Origin of the sequence: Thermococcus sp. ES12 (assembly GCF_012027515.1) — an archaeon.
Taxonomy (GTDB): Archaea; Methanobacteriota_B; Thermococci; order Thermococcales; family Thermococcaceae; genus Thermococcus; species Thermococcus barossii.
This window is the reverse complement of the sequence record NZ_SNUP01000121.1, coordinates 1-403: the sequence shown is the minus strand read 5'-3', so window position 1 is coordinate 403 and position 403 is coordinate 1. Positions and strand designations below refer to the sequence as shown.

The 403-nt window shown below is 36.7% G+C and carries 1 protein-coding gene; it reads right to left on the bottom strand.

Annotated elements, in window-relative coordinates:
- Positions 1 to 151: 151 nt before the first annotated feature.
- The gene (locus E3E37_RS11355) at positions 152 to 397 is read right to left on the bottom strand and encodes a hypothetical protein (protein WP_167717459.1); all 246 of its coding nucleotides are present in this window, start codon (positions 395 to 397) and stop codon (positions 152 to 154) included.
- Positions 398 to 403 lie beyond the last annotated feature (6 nt).

Genomic DNA, 403 nt, shown 5'->3' with positions numbered 1-403 from the left:
CAACTTTCTCTATCAACTCATAATACTTTGTTAAATGATGTCTAATTATTTCACTTCTTGTTGTGTTCTTTGCCTTAGCTTCCCCACAAATCCTTTCATATACTTCCTCACTCACTCTCGAACCAATACCAACCAGTCTCACCATCCTCACTCACCTTAACTCATATCTCACAAATTGCGAAAGCTCATATGTTTCGGCCTTATCAAAAACAATCACAATATCCTTACTCTTCTCCTCGTTATGCCAAAGTCTCACTATCAAATGTCCAAAATTGTTATAGCCTACTTGTATATTGTCACTTAAACTGAAATACTCACTTAATATCTTCTTATTTCTCCAAACTTCCGTTCCGTCCTTCTCCTCCTTAACCTTCTCTCTAACAATAACCTCAACCATCTCTCA

Coding starts and splice junctions, on each gene's coding strand:
- E3E37_RS11355 (WP_167717459.1), bottom strand. CDS start 397: ATGGTTGAGGTTATTGTTAGAGAGAAGGTTAAGGAGGAGAAGGACGGA.